The sequence below is a fragment of the Mycobacterium sp. MOTT36Y genome, assembly GCF_000262165.1.
Lineage (GTDB): Bacteria > Actinomycetota > Actinomycetes > Mycobacteriales > Mycobacteriaceae > Mycobacterium > Mycobacterium intracellulare.
Genome location: NC_017904.1, coordinates 4,554,495 through 4,578,508, shown reverse-complemented (window position 1 = coordinate 4,578,508; position 24,014 = coordinate 4,554,495). Strand labels below are relative to the sequence as shown.

The 24,014-nt window shown below is 68.0% G+C and carries 24 protein-coding genes, 1 pseudogene and 2 riboswitches; of the genes and pseudogenes, 14 read left to right on the top strand and 11 right to left on the bottom strand.

Annotated features, from left to right (window positions below):
- The first annotated feature begins 98 nt into the window (after positions 1 to 98).
- The 8 genes from W7S_RS20845 (at position 99) to W7S_RS20810 (ending at position 7,671) form a co-directional block, all read left to right on the top strand.
- Entirely contained in the window at positions 99 to 308 is a 210-nt protein-coding gene (locus W7S_RS20845) for a hypothetical protein (protein WP_014712248.1), read from the top strand.
- Positions 309 to 581: 273 nt separating this feature from the next.
- On the top strand, positions 582 to 2,147 hold the full coding sequence (locus W7S_RS25725; RefSeq protein WP_014712249.1) for a hypothetical protein: 1,566 nt from the start codon (positions 582 to 584) through the stop codon (positions 2,145 to 2,147).
- Between the two features lie 235 nt (positions 2,148 to 2,382).
- On the top strand, positions 2,383 to 2,589 hold the full coding sequence (locus tag W7S_RS20835) for a hypothetical protein (RefSeq protein ID WP_148277773.1): 207 nt from the start codon (positions 2,383 to 2,385) through the stop codon (positions 2,587 to 2,589).
- Complete coding sequence (locus tag W7S_RS20830; protein ID WP_014712251.1) at positions 2,586 to 2,942, top strand: hypothetical protein; 357 nt, start codon at positions 2,586 to 2,588, stop codon at positions 2,940 to 2,942. Before W7S_RS20835 ends, W7S_RS20830 begins: the two co-directional genes overlap by 4 nt.
- Positions 2,942 to 3,238, top strand: coding sequence for a hypothetical protein (locus tag W7S_RS20825; RefSeq protein WP_014712252.1), 297 nt, complete (start codon positions 2,942 to 2,944; stop codon positions 3,236 to 3,238). Before W7S_RS20830 ends, W7S_RS20825 begins: the two co-directional genes overlap by 1 nt.
- 19 nt (positions 3,239 to 3,257) lie before the next feature.
- Complete coding sequence (locus tag W7S_RS20820) at positions 3,258 to 3,956, top strand: hypothetical protein (RefSeq protein ID WP_014712294.1); 699 nt, start codon at positions 3,258 to 3,260, stop codon at positions 3,954 to 3,956.
- 391 nt (positions 3,957 to 4,347) lie between these two features.
- Positions 4,348 to 4,761 (top strand): hypothetical protein, encoded by a 414-nt coding sequence (locus W7S_RS20815; protein ID WP_041298008.1) that lies wholly within the window; start codon positions 4,348 to 4,350, stop codon positions 4,759 to 4,761.
- A gap of 183 nt (positions 4,762 to 4,944) precedes the next feature.
- Positions 4,945 to 7,671: a transglycosylase family protein gene (locus W7S_RS20810; RefSeq protein WP_014712292.1), complete on the top strand. Its 2,727-nt coding sequence runs from the start codon at positions 4,945 to 4,947 to the stop codon at positions 7,669 to 7,671.
- A 322-nt stretch (positions 7,672 to 7,993) separates the two neighbouring features.
- Here the strand turns inward: W7S_RS20810 and W7S_RS27220 are convergent, their stop codons facing one another.
- Complete coding sequence (locus W7S_RS27220; protein WP_168160326.1) at positions 7,994 to 8,170, bottom strand: hypothetical protein; 177 nt, start codon at positions 8,168 to 8,170, stop codon at positions 7,994 to 7,996.
- Entirely contained in the window at positions 8,167 to 8,442 is a 276-nt protein-coding gene (locus W7S_RS20805; protein ID WP_014712256.1) for a hypothetical protein, read from the bottom strand. The genes W7S_RS27220 and W7S_RS20805 overlap by 4 nt, the downstream gene beginning before the upstream one ends.
- A gap of 49 nt (positions 8,443 to 8,491) precedes the next feature.
- Here W7S_RS20805 and W7S_RS27905 point away from each other — a divergent pair.
- Positions 8,492 to 8,593, top strand: a pseudogene (locus W7S_RS27905) (hypothetical protein); the annotation flags it as partial.
- A 26-nt stretch (positions 8,594 to 8,619) separates the two neighbouring features.
- Here the strand turns inward: W7S_RS27905 and W7S_RS20800 are convergent.
- The 4 genes from W7S_RS20800 to W7S_RS20785 are packed head-to-tail and all read right to left on the bottom strand — an operon-like array spanning position 8,620 to position 12,360.
- Positions 8,620 to 9,054, bottom strand: a complete 435-nt coding sequence (locus tag W7S_RS20800; protein WP_009954116.1) for a VOC family protein — start codon at positions 9,052 to 9,054, stop codon at positions 8,620 to 8,622.
- Between the two features lie 23 nt (positions 9,055 to 9,077).
- Positions 9,078 to 9,812: a class I SAM-dependent methyltransferase gene (locus W7S_RS20795; protein WP_009954115.1), complete on the bottom strand. Its 735-nt coding sequence runs from the start codon at positions 9,810 to 9,812 to the stop codon at positions 9,078 to 9,080.
- On the bottom strand, positions 9,809 to 10,957 hold the full coding sequence (locus W7S_RS20790; protein ID WP_009954114.1) for a homoserine O-acetyltransferase: 1,149 nt from the start codon (positions 10,955 to 10,957) through the stop codon (positions 9,809 to 9,811). Before W7S_RS20790 ends, W7S_RS20795 begins: the two co-directional genes overlap by 4 nt.
- A 14-nt stretch (positions 10,958 to 10,971) precedes the next feature.
- A complete protein-coding gene (locus tag W7S_RS20785) occupies positions 10,972 to 12,360 on the bottom strand; it encodes a bifunctional o-acetylhomoserine/o-acetylserine sulfhydrylase (protein ID WP_009954112.1) in 1,389 nt (462 codons plus the stop codon).
- A gap of 178 nt (positions 12,361 to 12,538) precedes the next feature.
- Positions 12,539 to 12,655, bottom strand: a riboswitch (SAM riboswitch).
- A gap of 149 nt (positions 12,656 to 12,804) precedes the next feature.
- Between W7S_RS20785 and W7S_RS20780 the strand changes: the two genes are divergently transcribed.
- Both W7S_RS20780 and W7S_RS20775 read left to right on the top strand, forming a co-directional pair.
- Positions 12,805 to 15,042 carry an NADP-dependent isocitrate dehydrogenase gene (locus W7S_RS20780; protein WP_014381030.1) on the top strand — a complete coding sequence of 746 codons (2,238 nt, stop codon included), beginning with the start codon at positions 12,805 to 12,807 and terminating at the stop codon, positions 15,040 to 15,042.
- Positions 15,043 to 15,061: 19 nt separating this feature from the next.
- Positions 15,062 to 16,303, top strand: coding sequence for an NADP-dependent isocitrate dehydrogenase (locus W7S_RS20775; protein WP_014383223.1), 1,242 nt, complete (start codon positions 15,062 to 15,064; stop codon positions 16,301 to 16,303).
- Here the strand turns inward: W7S_RS20775 and W7S_RS20770 are convergent.
- Entirely contained in the window at positions 16,296 to 17,105 is an 810-nt protein-coding gene (locus W7S_RS20770; RefSeq protein ID WP_014383222.1) for an alpha/beta fold hydrolase, read from the bottom strand. The genes W7S_RS20775 and W7S_RS20770 overlap by 8 nt on opposite strands.
- A gap of 240 nt (positions 17,106 to 17,345) precedes the next feature.
- On the opposite strand from W7S_RS20770, the gene trpS reads away from it, so the two are divergent.
- Together trpS and yhjD are read left to right on the top strand one after the other, a co-directional pair.
- A complete protein-coding gene (trpS, locus tag W7S_RS20765) occupies positions 17,346 to 18,365 on the top strand; it encodes a tryptophan--tRNA ligase (RefSeq protein WP_014383221.1) in 1,020 nt (339 codons plus the stop codon).
- Positions 18,366 to 18,376: 11 nt separating this feature from the next.
- The gene (yhjD, locus tag W7S_RS20760; RefSeq protein ID WP_009954105.1) at positions 18,377 to 19,414 is read left to right on the top strand and encodes an inner membrane protein YhjD; all 1,038 of its coding nucleotides are present in this window, start codon (positions 18,377 to 18,379) and stop codon (positions 19,412 to 19,414) included.
- On the opposite strand, the gene W7S_RS20755 is transcribed toward yhjD, so the two are convergent.
- From W7S_RS20755 to W7S_RS20740, 4 genes are all read right to left on the bottom strand, one after another.
- A complete protein-coding gene (locus tag W7S_RS20755; RefSeq protein ID WP_009954104.1) occupies positions 19,411 to 19,725 on the bottom strand; it encodes a multidrug efflux SMR transporter in 315 nt (104 codons plus the stop codon). The two genes, yhjD and W7S_RS20755, sit on opposite strands and share 4 nt — an antisense overlap.
- Before the next feature lie 13 nt (positions 19,726 to 19,738).
- A riboswitch (guanidine-III (ykkC-III) riboswitch) is annotated at positions 19,739 to 19,801 on the bottom strand.
- A gap of 12 nt (positions 19,802 to 19,813) precedes the next feature.
- Complete coding sequence (gene nagA, locus W7S_RS20750) at positions 19,814 to 20,941, bottom strand: N-acetylglucosamine-6-phosphate deacetylase (protein WP_014712291.1); 1,128 nt, start codon at positions 20,939 to 20,941, stop codon at positions 19,814 to 19,816.
- Positions 20,932 to 22,284 (bottom strand): sugar porter family MFS transporter, encoded by a 1,353-nt coding sequence (locus W7S_RS20745; protein ID WP_009954102.1) that lies wholly within the window; start codon positions 22,282 to 22,284, stop codon positions 20,932 to 20,934. Before W7S_RS20745 ends, nagA begins: the two co-directional genes overlap by 10 nt.
- Before the next feature lie 6 nt (positions 22,285 to 22,290).
- Positions 22,291 to 23,544, bottom strand: coding sequence for a D-alanyl-D-alanine carboxypeptidase family protein (locus W7S_RS20740; RefSeq protein ID WP_014712290.1), 1,254 nt, complete (start codon positions 23,542 to 23,544; stop codon positions 22,291 to 22,293).
- A gap of 171 nt (positions 23,545 to 23,715) precedes the next feature.
- On the opposite strand from W7S_RS20740, the gene W7S_RS20735 reads away from it, so the two are divergent.
- Positions 23,716 to 24,003 (top strand): hypothetical protein, encoded by a 288-nt coding sequence (locus tag W7S_RS20735; RefSeq protein WP_008260026.1) that lies wholly within the window; start codon positions 23,716 to 23,718, stop codon positions 24,001 to 24,003.
- Positions 24,004 to 24,014 lie beyond the last annotated feature (11 nt).

Sequence of the window (24,014 nt, the reverse complement as noted above, 5' to 3'; positions counted from 1 at the left end):
CGAAGCATAACCAAGGCGATCCCCAACACGTAACGCACGCAACGAATTTCCCTTGGTTCCAAGGTAGTTGAAACTTGGTCCGAAAGGCTTACTTCCGCATGTCCATTGCACCCGACGTAGCTAGAGCGCGCGCCCGGGTTGCCGGCTTCCACGCACGACCCGCCGACGACCCCGACCTCATCAACGCCCGCCGCGACCTCGCATACGAACAACTCGCCGAACACATTCGGCGCGTTGTGGACGCCGCACCCCCGGCGACGCCTGAGCAGGTCGACAAGCTCAGCGCGATCCTGGCCGGCGCCGCCTAGCGCGCTGAGCCCCAACCACTTCGGACCCTGGCTGCACCGAATCCCGAAGGAACCCCCGACCGTGACAACCCCACAACGAAAAGCGGCCCCCGTTTCCGAGGGCCGCAATCCCGAGATCGTCTCTCGACATGTGGACCTTCAGTCTAACGCAACAGACGCCTTCCGCGCCAACCTCATCCGAATGGCGCGGAAGGCGGCCAGCTGCCCCGGCTTTTACGAAATCGCCGGCGGCACAGTGCAACGCCTCGCCGACGAGATGCGGCGAGGTGCGGCATGACAGACGTCGCATACGAGAACAACCCCACCCGCAAGGAGCAAGTCGAGGGTTGGCTTTACCCAGAGGATTCCCCGAACCACCCGAACAACAGGCAACGGCCAGCCAGCCGCCGTACACCCATCCCTGACGCGGCCGGCACCGACCAGGCGTACGCCGTCGCCACACTCAACCGGCTCGCCGGCGAAGTCGCCATGGCGCCCGGAGGGGCGATCAACGACACCCTCAACATCAAGGCCCTACGTGCCTACCGGGTAGCCGACGCGCACGGCCTGGACCGCCAAATCGTCACCGACACCATGAAAGACGCAGTGCGGCGCGCCGGCGGCACCGACACCCACAAAGACGAATCAACACTCAGGTCCGCCCGCAACGGCGCCGACAAATACGGCCCCGCCTACAAAGACCCCGGCGACACCGAATACAACGCAACAGACTTCGGATACGGCGTCGGTCGCCCGGTCGCCGCGTCCGACGACACCGCCGAACCTGAGCCCATCCGGTACACCGACTTCGGCGCGCTGCTCAACGGCGGCCTGCCCGACCCGCCCAAACCATCGGTGCTGACCCGCACCGACGAGGTAGCGATCTTCTACCGCGGCAAGCGAAACGACCTCCACGGCGACCCCGAGGACGGGAAAACAATGGTCGCACTCGCGGCCGCCGTCGGGGAACTCCGCAACGGCGGCAACGTCCTATTCCTAGACCTCGACAACAACGGCCCCGAGGAAACCGCGCAACGCCTAACCATGCTCGGCGCCGACCCGGCAGCGCTGGCTGGCCGCAACCGCTTTCGTCACATCGAACCCGCCGACGCCGACGAAACACTCCGGGTGGTCGCCGACTGCGCCGGATGGGCCACGCTGGTGATTGGCGACTGCGTAGGCGAGCTGATGCCGCTATTCAGCGCCAACTCCAACGACACGGACGACTACACCCGCGTCATGCGGATGGTGTCCAAGCCGCTCGAGGACGGCGGCGCGGCCGTCATCTGGCTCGACCACCAAGCCAAGAACCCCGACTCCCGCAAATACGGGGCCAGCGGCACCATAGCCAAACGCCGCGCCGTCAGCGGGGTGTCCATCAACCTGGTGCGCCAGCAGACGTTCACGCCCGGCCACGGCGGTATGGCGGCCCTATGGATAAACAAGGACCGGCCAGGCGGCCTCCGGGCGCACTGCCCGAAGCGCGAAGGCCGGCGGCAGTTCGCGGGCACATTCGTCCTCGACCCGCCGCACCCGGGCACAGGCGTCGCCGACTGGCGCGTAACGACCGACAGCCCCGACGCCACCACATTCGACGTCCAAGCCGAACGCTACTTCGACGCGGCCCGCACGCTCACGGGACCATTCACCGCCGATGACCTCGCGGCCGCTGTCGGAAGCGAGACACCACCGACCCGTTCGCAACGCGAAGCCGCCCGCCGAAACATCGGGCAGCTCACCGAAACCGGACGCCTCGCCGTGGTTGATCCGGGCGGCCGAGGACGTGGCCGCAGCGCGACGTGGAGCGTCTCAGAAAATCACGCGGAAAATCACGCGGAAAATCACGCGGGGTTGTTCTGATGGAAAAACACGCAGAAATCACGAAAATCACGCGGCAGACCAAAAGCGCTGGTCAGAAAATCACGCAAAATCACGCGACTGTTCAAACGGCCCTATCTCCCAAAAAACACGCACCGCGCTACCCCCTAGGGGGTAGCGGCGTGATTTTAGGGGAGGGCTCAGTAAAACCTCCACCGCGAATTAGCGTGTGGCGCGCAGACATTCCCACCGCGCCATGGAACGCGGGGGCCGAATCATGACCGACCGACCGCTTCGCCAGATCGGCCCGCGGCGCGGGCTGGCCAAGACCAACTTCCTGAAAACCCACTGCGTCCGCGGCCACGAGTTCGACCACGACAACACAGGCTGGCAGATAGACGCGGCCGGATACCTTCACCGATGCTGCCGCAAGTGCGCCCGGGACTACCGCCGACCCAGTAAGCAACCGGCGGTGGCCTCGTGAATGAACGGTTCCTGGACGAAACCGACCTCCGGGCGTGTTCGTTCGCGGTGAGTGAGTTGCTGCGGTACGTGCCGAATGCGCCCGCGTCGCTGTGGTTCGTGCGCGACAAACTCGACTACGCGATCGCCAACCCCGATGTCCTCACGAGGACGGAATGCGACTGCGGGGAGCGACAATCGGAGCATGCAGACGAAACGATCGGAACGCGGCTCGCGGCGAAAATCCTCGGACGAAGCCAGAAGTGGGTGTCGCGGCACCGCGACGACCTCGGCGGCCGCCTCGTCGGCGATCGGCTGGTGTTCGACGCCGAACAGGTCCGCGACTTCGCGGCAGAAATGAACGGAGCAGCCTGATGGTTGACATCGACCCCGAAATCGAGAGGCAGCTCGCTGCGCTCGACCCCGCCGACTGGGACGCCCTGTGCGCCCGCGTCCGGCCGCCCGAGCAGCACCCCGACGCCAAGGTGCGCGCCGCAGCCGCCATCCGCGCCCACCGGGCCGCAGCGACCGTCACCATGGTCGCCGGACCTCGCCCGCTGGATTCGTCCGGCCGCGGCCGCCTGACGGTCGGGGCGGCACCCTCTGACCGCGGAAACGCGATTGCCGCCCTCCGCGCCTCTGGCGTGGCCTACGACAACAGCGACGACTAACACCCAACAAGGAGCCATGATGTCTTACCACCGCGATGCCGGCCTGATCCACCGCGCCCGCCAGGCGCTGTCCCGCCTCAACGAGCTGGACGTGAAGCCACCGAAAGCCGTTGCCACCGCGGTCGAAACCCTCGACCGCCTCGAGGCGTTCAGGCTCACGCCGCCCGACGCGCTGCCCGCGGCGATTGTGGCCGGCGCGGAACAGGCCGAGCTGGAACGGATCGCGCTGGCCGACATTGCCGCCGCGCCGATCCGCGACGCGCTCGGCAAGGCCAAGATGGGCGCCGCCGATGCGATACTCGAGGCCATCCACGGCTCGCGCGACGAGATCCACGCCCAGCTCGCGAAGCAGGCAAACGTCGCCATCGAGAAGCTGACAGCAGTTGCTGCGCTTGGCGGTATCCCGCTGGACGCGCTGGTGCGCGCTGGGCGGCACCGTGACGCCGAAGCGGTGGCCTCGGCCGCGGTGACCGAACAGAGCCTCGACAGCCTGTACCGTCTGCGCGACCAATTGCTCTGGCCGCGTGGCCGGTTCCCGGTTGTCGATGTGACTCGTTGGCGTGACCCCGCATTCGCCGGGTCCGCCTACCTCGAGGGTTTGAGCCGCGGCGGCAAGCTGTGGTTTCCGAGCTGGGCTGAGGCGACCGGGCGGGCGACCGAGCTGCACGAGGCCCAGCGGGCCGACGAGGCAGCGGTGTTGGCCGCGGCGGGCGGCTAGGCAACATGACTCGGGCGGCCACCTCGCGGGCGCGTGCTCATCCTCTCAGCGGGGTGTGCGCTGCAGCCCTGGTCGCCCAGCTGCCCAGCGGGCGCGGCTGGTTGATCATGGCCGGCCAGCCGCGCCCGGCTGCGGCCCGCACCATCCAGCAAACATTGCCGATCAGCCAGCAAACTATGCTGGCGACGACCATGCGGGGCTGCCATCGAACAGACGTGCGCTACGTTCGCCTCGGTGGGCCGCGCGCGACTCGACGAGCCCGCAGTGTGTCGAACAACAGTGCGAGGGGTGGGGAGGGGACCCCGCCGCTGGTCACGGCGCCCACGGCCGGACTTAGCGTGTGCCTCTGCGTGCATTGCAACGGGAACATTCTTCGCACGCGGGTTCGACGGTGCGCAGCATCGCCATCGCACGAGCATTCGAATCGGGAGGTGAAATGACCGCCGGTGAAGCCCTCCGGGCAACGATGGACGCCGCCCTTGCAGATGCCAGCGAAGGCGATAGCAAAGACTACGAGTGGAGCGAACACGAACTCCATCACCTCGAGGCGGCCTCGCGCGCCGCGGATCGGGTCGAGCTGCTGCAGCGCGCCCTGGACGCCGCCGCGGCCGCGAACGACCCGGCCCTGGCCGTGAAGATTTCGGCCGAACTGCGGGCCTGCGACAAGGCGATCGGTGACCACCTGGCGCGGGTGCAGATCGGCGAGGGTCCGGCGAAGTCTGAACGCCACCAGCGGGCCGCAAACAGCCGCTGGGATTCCGTGCGGAAGGCGCGGGACGAGTCGCGGCTGCGGGCGGTGCGCTGATGGCCCGAGTGAAGCGCAACCAAGCGCGGCCGGCGTCGCCAGAGGATGAGCGCCGGCTGCAGTGGCTGGAAGACCTGATAGCGGATCCGCGTGGGATGCCGCCCAACCTGTACGACAACTATCCGACTTCGACCAAGTATCGGGGTCCACGGTGAGGCTGCAATCACAAAGGGAGACAACAACATGAGCGACGGAGTGAAGCTCGCCTCGGGATTTGTGGAGCTGACGGTCAAGAAGGCCGGCAACGCCATGAAGGAGATCACAGCCGAGATCACCGGCGTCGGAAAGGCCGCGGATAAGGCCGGCCAGCAGGCCGGGAAGGCGTTGAACGACGGAATCACCAAGGGCGTCAAGGATGCTGGCAAGTCCGTCAGCGAGGAGCTGGGCAAGGCAACCAAGACCGCCGAGAAGGTCGGCAAGGATGCCGGCGAAGCCCTGAACAAGGGAGTCAGCAAGGGCGCCAAGGATGCCGGGAAGTCGGTCAACGACGAACTCGGCAAGGCGACCAAGCGGACCGGGGATTCGATCGTCAAGGATTTGGGCTCATCAATCCTCGAGGCTGCCCGCCAGGGCGCCAAGGATGCCGGGACCACGCTTGAAGCCGAAATGGGCAAGGCCGCCGCGAAGGCCGGCCGTGCTATCGGCAACGCCATCGGGGACTCGCCGCTGGGCGGGTGGGTGCGCAGCCTGGGCGTGGACGGCGATCAGGTCATCAGCGTTATGGATGGCATCGGTAAATCCATCACCGGGGTGAAGAACCAGGACATCGGCGGGACGCTGACGGGGATTGGCGACGCGCTCAACGGGATTGGGCAAAGCGACGCCGCCAACGTCTTCGAGAAGATCGGCACCGTGGCCGGGAATGCCCAGCAGTCGTTCAGGGACATCAAGGGCGACATCGAGGACACGGCAACGGGTTTGGGCTTGCTGGCCACCAATTCGCCGAAAGCCGCGAAGGGCCTGGAGTCCATCGGCGCCGCGGCCGGGCCGATCGGTCTCACCGTGACCGCGGCCAAAGAGCTGGACGACGCACTAACGCAGCTCGGCGTGGCGAAATACGCCGAAGTCCCGGGTTCGGCGTTGTGGTTCATGCACCAGCTTTCCAACGGGTTTTCGGGAGTGAAAGATTTTCTCAGCGCCACGCCCTTCGGTGGACCCGACCCGACCAAGGGTGTTCAGCTTCCCGAGAATGTGCACCCGAAGCCGGGCGTGTCAGCGATCCCGCTGCCCGGCTCAGCGCCCGCAGTGGAGGACGGCTACACCGCTGTCACGGGTTCGATGAATCCGTTTGCGGCGCTCGCGCCGCAAGGTAAGCCTGGTGCCGCGCCGAGCGGAAACAGCGGCGGCGCCCCCGCCGTCCCGCTTGTTCAAACCGCTTCCGGCACATGGACATCCCCTAATCCCGCGTGGGCGCACCTGATCGGCCGCGAATCGAGCGGCATCAACCAGCGCCAGGGCATCATCGACGCGAACTCGGGCGGTAACGAGGCCGAGGGACTGTTCCAGATCACCCCGCGGACGTGGGCAGCGCATGGCGGGACGAGTTTCGCGCCGTCGGCGATTGCGGCTACCCCGCAGCAGCAAGCCCAGATCGCGGCGAGGATTTTGCAGTCCAACCCATCTGGTTCGGATTGGGGCGCGGGCTTGCCTGGGCGGGAGAACGCGGCGGCGCTGCTTCAGGGCCTTGTGCCCACGGGGTTCGACGACGGCGGGCCTCTCCCGCCTGGTCTGCAGTTGGTCAACAACGCCAGCGGTAAGCCGGAAATCGTTCTGACGCAGGATCAAGCGAAGAACGCCTTGCAGGGCATTCCGGGCGCCGGGGCGGGGCCTAGCGACACCCCGTTGTCGTCGGGGCAGTCTCCTGGCCCGAACGGAGCCGCCGCCCTGACGGCGTTGACAGGTGCACCGGCGGGCAGCGATTTGCGCACGCAGGGGTACATTCCCGCGGGTGCGGGCGGCGGCGGCCAGGCCGGTACGTCGCTGTGGTCCGGTGCGATGCAGATGGGCGCATCAGCGGTAAATGGCCTCATCGAGCAGGCCGCTTCTGCGGCGTCGACCGCGATCTCCGCCGCCGCGGCGGCCGGCAGCTTCGGCGCCGGCGGCCAGGCCGGGGGCGCCGCCTCGCAGTTCTTGATCGGCGTGGGCACGAAAATGGCCGAACGCGGTGTGCAGTACGGGTTTCAGCTCGCCGGTATCGGCGGCGACGCCCTGGCCGAGATTCTGCTGCCGTTCGGCGTGCCGCGGTTCTTCCAGACAGACCCGTCGCAGTTCATGCCGCAGCTGCCCGGCCAGGCCGCCGCAGTGACCACCGGCGAGAAGGCCGAGCAGCAGCAGGACAACCCGGGTGGCGGCGCCGCGAGCCCGGCCGGCCCGGTGCAGCCGGGGCAGATGCCCGGACAGCAGGTGGTCGGCCAGAGCGTCCCGCTGGCCACCGAGGGCACCGGCAACTTCACGCCGGCACCCGTTGGCGCGCCGGGGCTTTCGCCTTCCGGCGCGACGCCCAGCCTTGCGCCCACCGCCCCGCTGGGGCCGCAGGCCCCGAAGTCTGGCCCGATGGCCCCGCAGCCGGATCAGCCGCCCGTACAGCCGAAGAAGCCGCAGGGTCCGCTGGATTTCGTGCCGCTGGACATGCCCGGAGTGTTCGACGACGGCGGCTGGCTGCAGCCGAACGGTATCGCGGTGAACCTCTCGAACAAGCCTGAGCCGATTCTCAACGCCGACCAGTGGGGAGACATGCACGCCATCGCCGCCCAGGGCATGCCTCAACTGGACCCCAAGGCGGCCAACGGGTACGCGCCGAACTTCAGCGTGAACATCGACAGCGTGACCGTCAAGGACGTCAACGAGTTGCAGCGCGAGATTGATTCACGTCAGCGGCTGCAAATGTGGCGCTACGCCGGAAGGCCGTAGCAGCGCCCTCGGAACAACGAAAACCGCCCCCGGCAACCGGGGGCGGTTTCTCGTATGCGGTGGGCTTATGGTGCGCCGGCCGGCGCGACCGGAGCCGGCGGCGCCGGCGGTACAGCCCCGCACATCGCTTTGAGCATCTCCTGAAAAATCAGGGTGCCCAACGGGTCACGGACAGACACCCGCGGATCCAACGGCACCGCCTGCCCGGCGCAGTCAACCACCGTTCCCGGCACAAATGGTTGCTGGTCCGGGTCGGCATGAGCCGTGGGTGCAGCGACAATGGCAAGGGCGGCGACCGCGGACAGCGCCCACCCGCGGCGGCTCATCGGTTCCGCTCCCCGAGGTACTGGCCCAGCAGCACAGCGCCGAACATGACAGCGGTGATCGCACCGGCGGCGAGGCCGACCGCCGCGGCGACATAGACGGCCCCACAGAAGGTCACGGCGGCGGTCACCGCAACCGCTGCGGCGATGCGTTCGGGCCAGCTACGGCCGATCACAGCGCACGCCCTGCGGGGTGGCGCTGCTTGGCGGCGTCGATCGCGTGGCGTCGTTGCGCAAGGCGTAGCGCGTTGCCGGACTGCATCAGCACCGACGCCGCATCGAACAGCCGGGCGGAATCACCGCACGACCCGATGTCGAAGCCGAGGCTCGCGTACACGTCATACTGGACATCACCAGCCGCGAAGGCGTGCTGTTGCAGGACGGCCTCGGCCCGGCCGGCGGCGAACCTTTGGACGTCGGTCGTGGTGATTTCGGGGATGGTTGGCATTGGGGCGGTTCCCTTTCCGTTGGTGTTCGTTTGCCAACGGCGGAGCTGGGAATGGAAACCACCACCCCACCTCGAGCGTAATCGGCCACGCACCAACACCTTCCACCATCCGGAGAAACTACTGCGTGACGACGACGATGACGGGTGGTAACCGGGCCGGGGTACTTGAACGACGGATCAGCCTTCCGAGAAGTCGGGGACTGTGATCGCGCCGTCGTCGGCTAGCGCGAACCCGGGGTTGTGGGCGATCTCCCATGCGTGACCATCGGGATCGCGGAACGCGCCCGCATACCCGCCGTAGAACGTTTCGGCAGCGGCGCGGGTGATGGTGGCTCCGGCATCTGTTGCCGCGGCCAGGATCTCGTCCACTTCGGCGCGCGACCGCACGTTGTGAGCCAAGGCGATGCCGCCGAAACCGTCATCGCCTTGATCGGCGATGCCGAGATCGGCCGAAAGCTTCTCTCGCGCCCACAGACTCACCGCGATGCCGCCCGCCTGAAAGAAGACGGTCTCCTGCACCACTTGACCGTGCCAGCCCAGGCGCTCATAGAAGCGGCGGGCGCGGTCCAGATCGGCAACGCCCAGGGTGATCAGACTCAGTCGCTGCTCCATGCGACGAGACACTACGCGGGCGCTCAGCCGGCCAGCGTCGCCCGGGTGCACATGGTGATATAGGGCAGCGCCAGCCCGGTCGCATTCGCCAGCGCCGGATGGGTGGCCAGCAACTGGCGCACCTCGTCGAGCGTTCTGGAGCGAACCTCGGTCGGCGAGGTGATGCAGTAGCTGCGCGACGCGACGAGGTCGATCAATGCTTGCGGCGTAAGGTAACTCGTCCACTCGACCCGATGCTGCGCGAGGTCGGTGAACGGCTCGGGCAGCTGCACCTGGGTGCGGCCGCCGTCGCCGTCGCTGCCGATGATCCGGCCCAGTTCGCGCACCCAGCCGAGCCGTTCGTCGCGGGTGTTCCACACCAGGCCCAGCCGCCCGCCCGGCCGTAGCACGCGGGCCACCTCGGGTATCGCGCGCTCGGGGTCCACCCAATGCCAGGCCTGGGCCACCAGCACCACGTCAACGCTGTTGTCTTCCAACGGAATCTCTTCGGCCGTGCCCAGCAGGGCGCGGGTCTCGGGCAGCGAGGTCCGCAGCACCTCCAGCATGTCCGGGATCGGATCGACGGCCACGACGTCCAGGCCGCGCTCCACCAGCCGGGTCGTCAGCTTGCCGGTGCCCGCCCCCAGGTCGAGCACCTGGCGCGCGCCGACCGGCAACAGCCAGTCGATCGCTTCCGGGGGATAGGACGGGCGGCCACGCTCATAGGCCGCGGCCGCCGAGCCGAATGACAAGGAGCGGTCGTGCCGCGAGCGGGTCACCGTTGCGACGTGCCTTCCCTGCTGTCCGCGCCGGCCAAAACCAGTGTCTTGCGGATCAATTCGCCCACCGCGTCGGATTCCACCAGGAAGCCGTCGTGCCCGCAGAGTGAGTCGACCACCTGCAAAGCGGTGCAGCCCGGCAGGTGCTCGGCCAACTCCTCCTGCAGACGCAGCGGGTAGAGCCGGTCGGACGTGATGCCGCCCACCACCGCCGGCACCGGGCAGCCGCGCAGCGCCTTGGCCACCCCGCCGCGGCCCCGGCCGACGTCGTGAGTGTTCAGCGCCTCGGTCAATACCACGTAGCTGCCCGCGTCGAAGCGCTCGAGCAGCTTGTCGCCCTGGTACTCCAGATAGCTTTGCACCGCGTAGCGGCCGCCGGCGGCGGGATCCTCGTCGCCCTGCGCGTCATTGGCGAACCGGGTGTCCAGGTCCACCTCGCCGCGGTAGGTCAGGTGGGCGAAGCGCCGCGCGATCGCCAGCCCGGTGTCGGGCGCCAGCCCGGTGTCATGATAGTCGCCGCCCTGCCAGTTCGGGTCGGCCTCGATCACCGCGATCTGCGTGGACTGGGTACCGATCTGATCGGCGGTGGCGCGCGCGCCCACCGCCAGCAGCAGCCCAGACCGGACCCGGTCCGGGTGACCGACCATCCACTCCAAAGCCCTTGCGCCGCCCATGGATCCACCGACCACCGCGGCGACCTCGTCGATCCCCAGCGCGGCCAGCGCGGCGATGTCGGCCTCCACCTGGTCGCGGATCGAAATCCGCGGGAACCTTGAGCCCCAAGGCTTTCCGTCCCGGGTCCGCGAGCTGGGCCCGGTGGAGCCGCGGCAACCGCCGAGCACGTTGGTGGCCACCGCGCACCACCGGTCGGTGTCGATCGGGGCTCCCGGCCCGACCATGCCGTCCCACCAGCCGCCGGTGGGATGTCCTGGTCCGGCCGGGCCGGTGACGTGCGAGTCACCGGTCAGCGCGTGCAGCACCACCACCACGTTGTCGCGCGTGGGCGACAACTCGCCCCAGCGCTGCACGGCGATGTGCACGTCGTCGATCACCGCGCCGCTTTCGGTGGTCAGCGAGCCGATGTGGACAAAGCCGATTTCGCCTTCGTCGGGCAGCGTTTGGGTGGGCGCGTCGGGGATCGTCATCGGGGCGGTCTCCTTCAGAACGCCGCCACGGCGTGCGGATCGGTGCCCGAGGCTCCGGCGGTCGCGCCGAATTTGGCCGCCGCGGCGAAGCCGAGCTCCAGGTCGGCCAGGATGTCGTCGATCCCCTCGATGCCGACCGCCAGCCGCACCAGGCCCGGGCTGACCCCGGTGCTCAGCTGCTCCTGCGGGGACAGCTGGGCGTGCGTCGTGGAGGCCGGGTGGATCACCAGGGAACGCACGTCGCCGATGTTGGCGACGTGGCTGTGCAACTTCAGCGCGTTCACGAAGGCCTTGCCGGCCTCGATGCCGCCGGCCAGCTCGAACGACAGCACCGCCCCGGTTCCCTTGGGCGCCAGCTCCTTTGCCCGCTCGTGCCAGGGCGAGCTGGGCAGTCCCGCATAGTTCACCGAGAGCACGCCGTCGTGGCCGGACAAGAACTCGGCCACGCGCTGGGCGTTGGCGACGTGACGCTCGACGCGCAGGCTCAGCGTCTCGATGCCCTGGGCGACCAGGAACGCGTTGAACGGCGCGGCGGCCGAACCGAGGTCGCGCAGCAGCTGCACGCGCGCCTTGAGCGCGTAGGCCGGCGGACCGAGCTCGGCGAACACCACCCCGTGGTAGCTCGGGTCCGGCGTGGTGAACCCCGGGAAACGGCCCTGCGTCCAGTCGAACGTGCCGCCGTCGACGACCACCCCGGCGATCGCCGAGCCGTGGCCGCCGAGGTACTTGGTGGCCGAGTGCACGACGATGTCCGCGCCGTGCTTCAGCGGCTGGATCAGGTAGGGCGTGGCGATCGTGTTGTCGACGATCAGCGGGACGCCCGTGTCGTGGGCGACCCCGCCGACACCGGGGATGTCCAGGATGTCGATCTGCGGATTGGAGATGGTCTCGGCGAAGAACGCCTTGGTGTTCGGCCGCGCCGCGGCCCGCCACGAATCCAGATCGTCGGGGTCCTCCACGAAGCTGACCTCGATGCCGAGCTTGGCCAGCGAGTAGTGGAACAGGTTGTAGGTCCCGCCGTAGAGCCTGGGGCTCGAGACGATGTGATCTCCGGCACACGCGATGTTCAAGATGGCGAACGTGGCCGCCGCCTGGCCGGAGCTCAGGAACAGCGCCGCCACACCGCCCTCGAGCGCGGCGATGCGCTGCTCGACGACGTCGGTGGTCGGGTTGCCGATCCGGGTGTAGATGTTGCCCGGCACCTCCAGCCCGAACAGGGCGGCGGCGTGCGTGGTGTCGTCGAAGACGTACGAGGTGGTCTGGTAGATCGGCAGGGCGCGGGCGTTGGTGGCCGGGTCGGGCTGCTGCCCGGCGTGCACCTGCTTGGTCTCGAACGACCAATGCGCGGTCGGATCGGTGTTCTCGCTGGTGGTGCCGTTGGAAGAAGAACTGTCGGAACTCACGTGGGTTGGCTTTCTCCTGAAATATGGGCTCGGGTCTTCAGCGGGGCCTTACGGCCGGCCGGCTAGCAGCGGCGCACGGTCGCGCACATCAGCGGCTCCACCAAGGCGAGCCGATGATCGCAAGGAGCTGGACAGAAGCACATCACGTGTCCCCTCTAGTCAGGGGTCCGTTATGGCGGACCCGCGCTTGCCGCGCAGCCTGTGGCTACTAGACCTGGTCATCACCCGGGGCACCCCACCGCGGTTGGAGGGTTGCCGGCCAGCAAGCCGGGGCTTGTCGCTGGCGCTCATGACCAATACGAAGACTATCTTACTGTGCCGACCCGCTGCCAACTGTCGCGGTGCAGACGCAGGTCGACACCTGTCCAAACACCCTTGATAACGTGGCAGTTAGATTGCTGAGCCCCCCACAGATCTGACCATAATCACGCCGGGAGAGGGACCGTGAGCGCCGAAAAGCCGACCGTCATCTACACGCTGACCGACGAGGCGCCGCTGCTGGCGACCTACGCGTTCCTGCCGATCGTGCGTGCCTTCGCCGAACCCGCGGGCATCGAGATCAAGACCAGCGACATCTCCGTGGCCGCCCGGATCCTCGCCGAGTTCCCCGAACACCTGACCGAAGAGCAGCGGGTCCCGGACAACCTCGCGGAGTTGGGCCGGCTGACGAAGCTGGCCGATACCAACATCATCAAGCTGCCGAACATCAGCGCCTCGGTGCCGCAGCTGATCGCCGCCGTCAAGGAGCTGCAAGGCAAGGGATTCAAGATTCCGGACTTTCCGCAGAGCCCGAAGACCGACGAGGACAAAGAAATTCGCGACCGCTACGCCAAATGCCTGGGCAGCGCCGTGAATCCCGTACTGCGGCAAGGCAACTCGGACCGACGCGCACCCAAGGCCGTCAAGGAGTATGCGCGCAAGCATCCGCACAGCATGGCGCCCTGGTCGCCGGCGTCGCGCACCCACGTCGCGACCATGCGCGGCGGCGACTTCTATCACGGCGAGAAGTCGATGACGCTGGACCGCGCGCGCAACGTGAAGATGGAGCTGGAGACCGAAAGCGGCGAGACGATCGTGCTCAAGCCGATGGTGTCGCTGCGCAACGCCGACGTCATCGACTCCATGTTCATGAGCAAGAAGGCCCTCGTCGAGTTCTACGAGGAGCAGATGCAGGACGCCTACGAGACCGGCGTGATGTTCTCGCTGCACGTCAAGGCGACGATGATGAAGGTCTCCCACCCCATCGTCTTCGGCCACGCCGTGAAGATCTTCTACAAGGAGGCCTTCGCCAAGCACCAGGAGCTCTTCGACGAACTCGGCGTCGACGTCAACAACGGATTGGTCGATCTGTACAGCAAGATCGAGTCGCTGCCGGCGTCGCTGCACGAGGAGATCATCCGCGACCTGCACGCCTGCCACGAGCACCGGCCCGAGCTCGCGATGGTCGATTCGGCCAAGGGCATCACCAACTTTCATTCGCCCAGCGACGTGATCGTCGACGCGTCGATGCCGGCGATGATCCGCGCAGGCGGCAAGATGTGGGGCGCCGACGGTCGGCAGAAGGACACCAAGGCCGTCAACCCCGAGTCCACCTTTTCCCGGATCTACCAAGAGATCATCAACTTCTGCAAGACCCACGGGCAGTTCGATCCGACGACGATGGGCACGGTCCCCAACGTCGGGCTGATGGCGCAGCAGGCCGAGGAGTACGGCTCGCATGACAAGACCTTCGAGATCCCCGAGGGCGGCGTCGCCAACATCGTCGACCTCGACACCGGGGAGGTCCTGCTCACCCAGAACGTGGAGGCCGGCGACATCTGGCGCATGCCCATCGTGCGGGACGAAGCGATCCGGGACTGGGTCAAGCTGGCCGTCACCCGGGCGCGCAACTCGGGCATGACCGTGGTGTTCTGGCTCGACACCGAACGCCCGCACGAGGTCGAGCTGCGCAAGAAGGTCAAGGAGTACCTCAAGGAACACGACACCGAGGGCCTGGACATCAACATCATGCCGCAGGTGTGGGCCATGAGGTACACGCTGGAGCGCGCGATGCGCGGCCAGGACACGATCGCCGCCACCGGAAACATCCTGCGCGACTACCTCACCGACCTGTTCCCGATCCTGGAGCTGGGCACCAGCGCCAAGATGCTGTCCATCGTGCCGTTGATGGCCGGCGGCGGAATGTACGAAACCGGCGCGGGCGGTTCGGCGCCCAAGCACGTCCACCAGCTCGTCGAGGAGAACCACCTGCGCTGGGACTCCCTCGGTGAATTCCTGGCCCTGGGAGCGTGTTTCGAGGACATCGGCATCAAGACCGACAACGAGCGCGCCAAGCTCTTGGGCAAGACGCTGGATGCCGCGATCGGAAAGCTGTTGGACAACAACAAGAGTCCGTCGCGCAAGACCGGTGAACTCGACAACCGCGGCAGCCAGTTCTACCTGGCGCTGTACTGGGCCCAGGAACTCGCCGCGCAAGACGACGACGAGGATTTGCGCGAGCGCTTCGCCGCGCTGGCGGACTCGTTGGCCGAGAACGAGGACACCATCGTGGGCGAACTCGCCGAGGTGCAGGGTGAGTCGGTCGACATCGGTGGGTACTACTACCCGGACAGCGAGAAGACGACGGCGGTGATGCGGCCGAGCAAGACGTTCAACGAAGTGCTGGCCGCCGCACAAGGCTGACGCCGCAGGAAAGGCACCGATGTCGAGCCCGGGTTCCAAAGAAGCCAAGATCAAGGTCAAGGGCCGCGTGGTCGAGCTCGACGGCGACGAGATGACCCGCGTCATCTGGAAGCTGATCAAGGACCAGCTGATCCTTCCGCACCTCGACATCGATCTGGACTACTACGACCTGGGCATCGAGCACCGTGACCGCACCGACGACCAGGTGACGATCGACGCGGCCTACGCCATCAAGAAGCACGGCGTGGGCGTCAAGTGCGCGACGATCACCCCCGACGAGGCCCGCGTCTCCGAATTCAACCTCAAGAAGATGTGGCTGTCGCCGAACGGGACGATCCGGAACATCTTGGGCGGCACCATCTTCCGCGAACCGATCGTCATCTCCAACGTGCCACGCCTGGTTCCGGGCTGGACCAAACCGATCGTCATCGGCCGCCACGCGTTCGGCGACCAGTACCGGGCGACCAACTTCAAGGTCGACAAGCCCGGCACCGTCGCCATCACGTTCACCCCGGCCGACGGCAGCGAGCCGATGGTCCACGAGATGGTGTCCCTGCCCGACGACGGCGGCGTGGTGATGGGGATGTACAACTTCAAGGACTCCGTGCGCGACTTCGCGCGCGCGTCGTTCAAGTACGGCCTGAACGCCAAGTGGCCGGTGTACCTGTCCACCAAGAACACCATCCTCAAGGCCTACGACGGCATGTTCAAAGACGAGTTCCAGCGCATCTACGACGAGGAATTCAAGGAGCAGTTCGAGGCCGAGGGCCTGACCTACGAGCACCGGCTGATCGACGACATGGTCGCCGCCTGCCTCAAGTGGGAGGGCGGCTACGTGTGGGCGTGCAAGAACTACGACGGCGACGTGCAATCCGACGCCATCGCCCAGGGCTACGGCTCGCTGGGGCTGATGACCTCGGTGCTGATGACGGCCGACGGCAAGACGGTCGAGGCCGAGGCCGCGCATGGCACCGTCACCCGGCACTTCCGCCAGTACCAGGCCGGCAAGCCGACCTCGACCAACCCGATCGCCTCGATCTTCGCCTGGACGCGGGGACTGGCGCACCGCGGCAAGCTGGACGACACCCCCGAGGTGGTCGAGTTCGCGCAGACGCTGGAAAACGTCGTCGTCTCCACCGTCGACAGCGGGAAGATGACCAAGGACCTCGCCATCCTGATCGGGCCCGACCAGGAGTGGCAGCAGAGCGAGGAATTCCTCGACTCGATCGCGGAGAACCTGGAAAAGGAACTGGCTAGCTAGCCGGCGGCCGGTGCCGGTCGGAAAGCCGGTCCGGGCCCGCGGTGCACTCGTCGATGAAGTCGGCGATGGCCGCGGTGATCCGCTCCGGCGCCTCGAACATCGGCACGTGCCCGACGCCGTCGAGCTTGGTGATCTTCGTTCCCTCGGGCAAAAAGTCGGTGAAATGCCGGCTGAACCTGCTGGGCGGCACGACCCGGTCCTTCTCGCACAGCACCAGCTGCACGGGCACGGCGGTCTGCGCCAGCTCCAGCAGGCCGGGCTGCAGCAGCGACTTGATCAGCAGCTGGAAGTAGGCCGGGCAGTGCGCGGCGTCGTCGACCACACCGCGCAGTTGCTCGTCGCTGACCCCTTCCGGGGTGGCGCTCAGCGGCAGGGTCGCCAGGCGGCGGCTCAGCGGCAGCCGCAGCGCGCGCGGGCCCAGCAGCCGGGCCAGTCCCAGGATCGGCATCCCGGCGATGAACTTGCTGATGACCTCGAATTTGACCGGGCTCCAGCGCGTCCACCCGCCCGCGGCGCCGACGCCGGTGACGCTGCGCGCCCGCCCGCGCCGCTCCAGCTCGAAGGCCACCCAGCCGCCCAGCGAGTTGCCCACCAGGTGCGCGCTCTCCCAGCCGAGTTGGTCGAGCTGGCGTTCGACGTGGTCGGCCAGCACCGACGAGCTCAGCAGCCAGGTGCCCGCGTAGGGGCCGCCGTTGTGCCCGGCCATGGTTGGGGCGAAGACCTCGTAGCGGCCGGTGTCGGCCAGCCGCGGCGCCACCGGATCCCACACCGTCTGCGACATCAAAAACCCGTGGAGTAGCACGACCGGCTCGCCGGAACCGAGATGAATCGGGGGACGGGCCGAGGACGACGCCGAGTGAGCGGGTCTCACGAGCGGGGAGCCGAGCAGACGAGGTTGTGCATAGCCCGACATTAAAGGCGGTACCGCCGGTATCGCAAGGCGGGCCGATCGCGAGCGGCCGGCACGCCGCACACTCGGCATCGAGGGTGAGGCTGGCCGCACACCGGGCGGGGCGGCCGCGCGTGAAAAGATCGGTGCATCATGAGCACCGCTACCGGATCCAGCCGCATTTTCTCCGGCGTGCAGCCCACGTCCGATTCGCTTCACCTGGGTAACGCGTTGGGCGCCGTCACCCACTGGGTCGAACTGCAGGACGACCATGACGCGTTCTTCTGCGTGGTCGACCTCCATGCCATCACCGTCGCCCAGGATCCCGAGGCGCTGCGGCGGCGGACCCTAGTCACCGCCGCCCAATACCTGGCCCTGGGCATCGACCCGGCGCGCAGCACCGTGTTCGTGCAGAGCCACGTGCCCGCCCACTCCCAGTTGGCGTGGGTGCTGGGCTGCTTCACCGGCTTCGGGCAGGCGTCGCGGATGACGCAGTTCAAGGACAAGTCGCTGCGCCAGGGCGCCGACTCCACCACCGTGGGTTTGTTCACCTATCCGGTGCTGCAGGCCGCCGACGTGCTGGCCTACGACACCGACCTGGTGCCGGTGGGCGAAGACCAGCGCCAGCACCTCGAGCTGGCCCGCGACGTGGCGCAGCGGTTCAACGCCCGATTCCCGGACACGTTCGTGGTGCCCGACGTGCTCATCCCCAAGGCGACCGCGAAGATCTACGACCTACAAGACCCCACGTCGAAGATGAGCAAATCCGCGGCCACCGACGCCGGGCTGATCAACCTGCTCGGCGATCCGGCGTTGTCGGCCAAGAAGATTCGGTCGGCGGTGACCGACAGCGAGCGCGAGATCCGCTTCGACACCGACGCCAAGCCCGGCGTGTCCAACCTGCTGACCATCCAGTCGGCGGTCAGCGGCGTCGGCGTCGACAAGCTCGTCGAGGGCTATGCCGGAAAGGGTTACGGCGATCTGAAGAAGGACACCGCCGAGGCGGTGGTCGAGTTCGTCGCCCCGATCAAGGCCCGCGTCGACGAACTGATGGCCGACTTGGCCGAATTGGAGGCCGTTTTGGCGGCCGGCGCCGAACGGGCCCAGGATGTCGCCGGGAAGACGGTCCAGCGGGTTTACGATCGGCTTGGGTTCCTTCCGCAACGGAGGTAAGACGTTTCACCATGAGCGAGCCGGCCGAGGAGGGGTTTCTTGATCGGCTGCGGTCCCGGCACGGGTGGCTCGACCATGTCATCCGCGCCTACCAGCGTTTCGACGAGCGCAACGGCGGGTTCTTCGCCGCCGGCCTCACGTATTACACGATTTTCGCGTTGTTCCCGTTGCTCATGGTCGGTTTCGCGGTGTTCGGCTTCGTGCTGGCCCGGCGGCCGCACCTGCTGAGCACGATCGATGACCACATCCGGTCCCAGGTGTCGGGCACGCTGGGTAATCAGCTGCAGGAGTTGATGAACTCGGCCATCGACGCCCGGACTTCGGTCGGTGTCATCGGTCTGGTCACCGCGGTGTGGGCGGGGCTGGGCTGGATATCGCACCTGCGGCAGGCGCTGACCGAGATGTGGTGGGACTCGCACGTCGAGTCGCCGGGCTTCGTGCGGAGCAAGTTCTCCGATCTGCTGGCGATGGTGGGGACGTTCGCGGTGATCCTGGCCACCGTCGCGCTGACCACCGTCGGCCACGCCGCGCCGATGGCCGCGTTGCTGAAATGGCTTGGCGTGCCGCAATTCGCGGTGTTCGACTGGCTGTTCTGGCTTTTCTCGATCCTGATCGCGACCTTGGTGTCGTGGCTGCTGTTCACGTGGATGATCGCGCGCCTGCCCCGGGAGAAGGTCAGCTTCGTCGATTCGATGCGGGCCGGGCTGATCGCGGCCGTCGGCTTCGAAGTGTTCAAGCAGGTGGGGTCGATCTATTTGAAGACGGTGTTGCGCAGCCCCGCGGGCGCGGCGTTCGGTCCGGTGCTGGGGTTGATGGTGTTCGCCTACATCACCGCCTATCTCGTGTTGTTCTGCACCGCGTGGGGGGCGACGGCATCCACCGACCCGCGCGACCGCCCTGTGGAGCCCCCGGCCCCGGCTATCATCGCGCCGCGGGTGCACATGGACGAAGGTCTGAGCACCCGCCAGACGCTGACCGCGATGGGGCTGGGAGCCGTTGGGGCGCTGGCACTTTCGCGGATTGCCGGGTTGGCCCGCCGTGGCCGCTAGCTGACCAACTTCAAGCCCGCGATGCAGGCCACGATGCCGCCGATCAGCAACAGCTTGGTCAACGACGCCGGTTCCTCGCCGATCAGCGCCGCGTAGCCCACCGTCAGCACGGCCCCGACGCCGACCCAGACCGCGTAACTGGTTCCGACCGGCAGCGTGCGCATCGCGGTCGCCAGCCCTGCCATCGAAAGCGCCAGCGCGACAACGAAGACCAGCGAAGGGCCGAGCCGGGAGAAGCCGTCGGACTTGTTCAGGGCGGTCGCCCACACCGCCTCCAGGACGCCCGACGCGACCAAGACGAGCCATGCCATTGCGCACCTCCACGGCGCCCGTCTTGTCGCTGGCCGGGTACGGGGCCCCTCGTCCGGTGTCAGGTGCTGACGTCTCCGATGTTAACGCTCAGAGCCAGTCGCCGCGCGCCATGACGTCGCTCACCCGCAAATCACGGTCGAGCACCACAAGATTGGCGTCGTAGCCGGGCAGCAGGCTACCGACCCGTTCGAGCCCCAGCGCGCGCGCCGGCGTCGCCGACGTCACCTGAACTGCCGCGGCCAGCCCGGCGTCGCGGTTCGCGCCGAACCCGGCCACGGCGCGAAAGAGCCGATCCATGGTGGCCGTGCTGCCCGCGATCGTCGACGTCCCCTGCACCCGCGCGACGCCGGAGACCACGTCGATGCGTACCGCGCCGAGCCGATACGCGCCGTCGGCGCGGCCCGCCGCGGCGATCGCGTCGGTGATCACGGCGACGCGGTCCGCGCCGGCGGCCTCGATCACCGCGCGCGCCACGTCCGGGTGTAGGTGCACGCCGTCGGCGATGAGCTCGACGGTCACCCGTGGGTCCCGCAGCAGCGCGAGCGCCGGGCCGGGGTCGCGGTGGTGCAGCGGCGGCATCGCGTTGAACAGATGCGTGCCCACCGTGGCGCCCAGCTCGATGGCGCGGCGGGTCTGCTCGTAGGTCGCATCGGTATGGCCCACCGCCACAACTACTCCCGCGTCCAGGAAACGCCGGATGGCGGCGTCGGCGCCGCGCAGCTCCGGCGCCAGGGTGACCATCTTGATCGCGTCGCCGGCGGCGGTCAGCAGCGCGTCGATCTCGTCGGGGTCCGGGTCGCGCATCTGGGTGCGGTCGTGGGCCCCGCACCGTGCCCGGCTCAGCCAGGGGCCTTCGAGATGGATGCCCGCGATCGTGCCACTCCTGGTGGCGTCGGTGAGCGCGCGCACCCCACTGAGCAATTCCGGGGGAGCGGCGGTCACCAGGCTGGCCAGCGTCGTGGTGGTGCCGTGACGCAGGTGGAAGGCGGCGGCCTCGCCGATGCCGTCGGCGTCGGTGTAGGAAGCGCCCCCGCCGCCGTGCACGTGCATGTCGATAAATCCCGGCACCACAGTGCAATCGGGGTAGTCGCGGTCGGGCGGGCGCGGCGGCGGCCCGGGCGCGGCGGCCGCGATCCGCCCGCCAGCGGTCTCGAGCCAGCCCGGTCGGCAGAGTCGCCCGTCCACGACCATGGTTCCCGCGGCGATCAGTCCCACCGGCCGCCATTCTCCCAGAAGTGGCGGATGTCCTCGAGCTGGCGGCCCTTGGTCTCCGGCGCATACCGATAGACGAAGACGAACGCGATCAACGCGAACGCGGCGAACGCCGCGAAAGTCCCTGCGCCGCCCAAGGAATGCAGCATGGTCAGGAAGACGGCGGCGATGATGGCGTTGGCCACCAGGTTGGAGGTCAGCATGGTGCTCGACCCGATGGAGCGCAGCCGGGACGGGAAGCTTTCGCTGGCGTACACCCAGCCCAGGGAGCCGAAACCCATGGTGTAGCCGAAGATGAACAGCAACACGCCGGCGAACCCGGCGACCGCGCCGCCGATCCCACGGCCGAACACGGCCATCAGCACGACATCGGCGCCGATCATCATCGCGGTGCCGCACAACAGGATTGGCCGCCGGCCCACCCGGTCGACCAGCAGCAGCGCCGTGCCGACGGCGGCCAATCCGGCCACCTGGACCAGCGCCGGCAGACCCAGCAGCGCGAAATTTCCGGTGAAGCCCATGGCCTCGAAGATCCGGGGGCTGTAGTAGATGATCGCGTTGATGCCCGTGATCTGGATCAGGAAGCCGAGAACGACGACGAAGACAGTCGCCCGAAGATAGGGCCTGCGAACCATTTCCGGCAGCATCTCGGAGAGCCGGCCGCCACCTTCGCTGACCGCCCGGCCGATATCGGCCAGCTCGTCGTCCACCCGCGCGTCGGGCTCCACCCGCAGCAGCGCCCGCCGGGCGTCGTCGACCCGGCCTTTGAGCACGTACCACCGGGCCGTATCGGGCATCCGAATCACCAACGGCGCCAACAGCAGTGCGGGCACGCACGCCAACCCCAGCATCCACCGCCAGCTGTGCGTGCCGGCCAGCAGGTAGCCGGTCACGTATCCGACAATGAGCCCGCTGACGATCGCCAGCTGGTAAGCCGTCAGCAGCGAGCCACGCACCGCCGTCGGCGCCGATTCCGCCACGTACACCGGGACGACCACGACCGTCACGCCGATGGTCAGCCCGACGAGCAGGCGCGCCCCCAGCAGCATCGTCAGCGACACCGAGAACGCGGCCAGCAGCGCGAAAGCCGCGTAGGCGAACAGGATCAGCACGACCGAGCGTTTGCGGCCGATCACGTTGGCCAGCACACCGGCGCCGAGCGCCCCGATGATCTGGCCGATCACCACCATCGTCGTCAGCAGTTCCTGTTGCCGCGTGGACAGCCCGAAATCCTCGGTGACGAACAACTGCGCACCGGCGATGATGGACAGGTCATAGCCATAGATGACGCCCACGCTGGCGGCGGTCAGCCCGACCAGCAGGCCGCGCCGCGATCCGGTGCCCACCGGCGCTCAGCGGTGTTGGGGTCGGCGGTTCATCGAGCGTGCGGCCATGATCAAGCTAAACACGATGATGGCGCCGATGACAGCGACGCCCACCCGGACCGGCATGGCGTCCGCCGAGCCGATGATCGCGCCGGCCGCGGCGTTATTGGCGAGCCGGTCGGCGGCGGTGTCGCTCTTGGCGGGCGCCAGCGACGGGTCGGGAGCGACCAGCGAGCCGACCTGCGTGCCCTGCGGGGTGGCGAACCCGTAGTCCAGCAGATGGGCGGCCTGTTCCCACGGCGCGATCGGTTGCCGCGTCCCGTGCAGCAGCACCGCCACCAGCCGCCGCCCGTCATGGTTGGCCGCGCCCACGAACGTCTGGCCCGCGTCGTCGGTGTAGCCGGTCTTGCCGCCCAGGGCGCCGGGATACTTGTAGAGCAGCTGGTTGTCGTTCTCCAGCTCGTAGCCGGGGTGGTCGCCGTGGCCGGGGAAGTCGAACGTCCGGGTCGCGACGATGTTGGCGAACGTGGGGTTCTGCCACGCGTAGCGATAGAACAGCCCGATGTCGTAGGCCGAGGTGCTCATGCCGGGCGCGTCCAGCCCGGACGGCGTCGCCACCCGGGTGTCCTGGCCGCCGAGCTTGGCGGCCAGCACGTTGATCTTCTCCAGCGCTTGCTGCATGCCGCCGAGCTGCATGGCCAGCGCGTGGGCGGCGTCGTTGCCGGAGTGCATCAGCAGCCCGTGCAGCAGCTGGTTGACGGTGAACACGCCGCCTTCCTGGACGCCGACTTTGGTGCCCTCGGCGGCCGCGTCATCGGTGGTTCCGGCGACCGACTTGTTCAGGTTGAGCGTGTTGATGGCGGCCATCGCCACCAGCACCTTGATGATGCTGGCCGGGCGGTGCCGGCCGTGCGGGTCTTTGGCGGCGATGACCGCGCCGCTGTCCAGGTCGGCCACCAGCCAGGCCTCGGCGGACACGTCGCCCGGGAGCGGCGGCGTATTGGGTGCGGCGACAATGCCGCAACTGGCCAGGGCGTCACCCCCGACCGGCTTGGCGGGCACCGCCAGCGGGATCGGGGGATCGCCGGCCGTGGGGACCTCCGACGAGTCCACCGCCGGCGGGGTGTTCACCTTGTACGGGCAGCTCGCGGGCGCGGCGTTGGGTTCGGCGCCGGGTTCGGCCTTGGCGGGTGGCAGCGCGAGCGGCAAGGCAATCGTGGCGGGAGCCCAGGCCACGAAACCCGCTGCGACCAGGCACGACATCGAACGTAGGAAGCTCATCGTCTGTGCACCTTAAGCGATCGGGGGCCCGAATCCGAGGAGCCGCGCTGTGACGGATGAGACGGAAGTTACTCAGCCGGGGCGGCGGCCCCGGGATACGCTGGGCGCGCGGTCCGCGGGAAAGCGCCCGCCCGCACCGACTTCAGAGGATTCGCCATTCCCGACGACCGATTGTGGGCCAGGCTGCGGCGCCGGCGCGACGGCGCGGCCGGTGTCACCCCGCGCGCGCTGAAGGATCTGCTCAAACAGGTCGAGAAGGCGACCCAGGTGCGGCGTTCCGGGCTCGATCAGGTGCTGGCGGAACTCACGCTGCACCGTGACGCCGCCACCGAGCCGGAGCTGCGGTCGGCGCTGGCATGGTTGTGCAACGCCGTCTCGCGGTTCGGGCGCAACCCGAGCGCCCCGCACGCCCGCGAGGTGATGCTGGCCGCCGACGCGGTCAAGCGGGCTAGCGGCTAGTGGCGATCGCA

Coding starts and splice junctions, on each gene's coding strand:
- W7S_RS20740 (WP_014712290.1), bottom strand. CDS start 23,544: ATGAGCTTCCTACGTTCGATGTCGTGCCTGGTCGCAGCGGGTTTCGTG.
- W7S_RS20755 (WP_009954104.1), bottom strand. CDS start 19,725: ATGGCATGGCTCGTCTTGGTCGCGTCGGGCGTCCTGGAGGCGGTGTGG.
- yhjD (WP_009954105.1), top strand. CDS start 18,377: ATGAGCGAGCCGGCCGAGGAGGGGTTTCTTGATCGGCTGCGGTCCCGG.
- trpS (WP_014383221.1), top strand. CDS start 17,346: ATGAGCACCGCTACCGGATCCAGCCGCATTTTCTCCGGCGTGCAGCCC.
- W7S_RS20790 (WP_009954114.1), bottom strand. CDS start 10,957: ATGACGATCCCCGACGCGCCCACCCAAACGCTGCCCGACGAAGGCGAA.
- W7S_RS20825 (WP_014712252.1), top strand. CDS start 2,942: ATGGTTGACATCGACCCCGAAATCGAGAGGCAGCTCGCTGCGCTCGAC.
- W7S_RS20805 (WP_014712256.1), bottom strand. CDS start 8,442: ATGCCAACCATCCCCGAAATCACCACGACCGACGTCCAAAGGTTCGCC.
- W7S_RS20810 (WP_014712292.1), top strand. CDS start 4,945: ATGAGCGACGGAGTGAAGCTCGCCTCGGGATTTGTGGAGCTGACGGTC.
- W7S_RS20800 (WP_009954116.1), bottom strand. CDS start 9,054: ATGGAGCAGCGACTGAGTCTGATCACCCTGGGCGTTGCCGATCTGGAC.
- W7S_RS20820 (WP_014712294.1), top strand. CDS start 3,258: ATGTCTTACCACCGCGATGCCGGCCTGATCCACCGCGCCCGCCAGGCG.
- W7S_RS20775 (WP_014383223.1), top strand. CDS start 15,062: ATGTCGAGCCCGGGTTCCAAAGAAGCCAAGATCAAGGTCAAGGGCCGC.
- W7S_RS20835 (WP_148277773.1), top strand. CDS start 2,383: ATGACCGACCGACCGCTTCGCCAGATCGGCCCGCGGCGCGGGCTGGCC.
- W7S_RS25725 (WP_014712249.1), top strand. CDS start 582: ATGACAGACGTCGCATACGAGAACAACCCCACCCGCAAGGAGCAAGTC.
- W7S_RS20845 (WP_014712248.1), top strand. CDS start 99: ATGTCCATTGCACCCGACGTAGCTAGAGCGCGCGCCCGGGTTGCCGGC.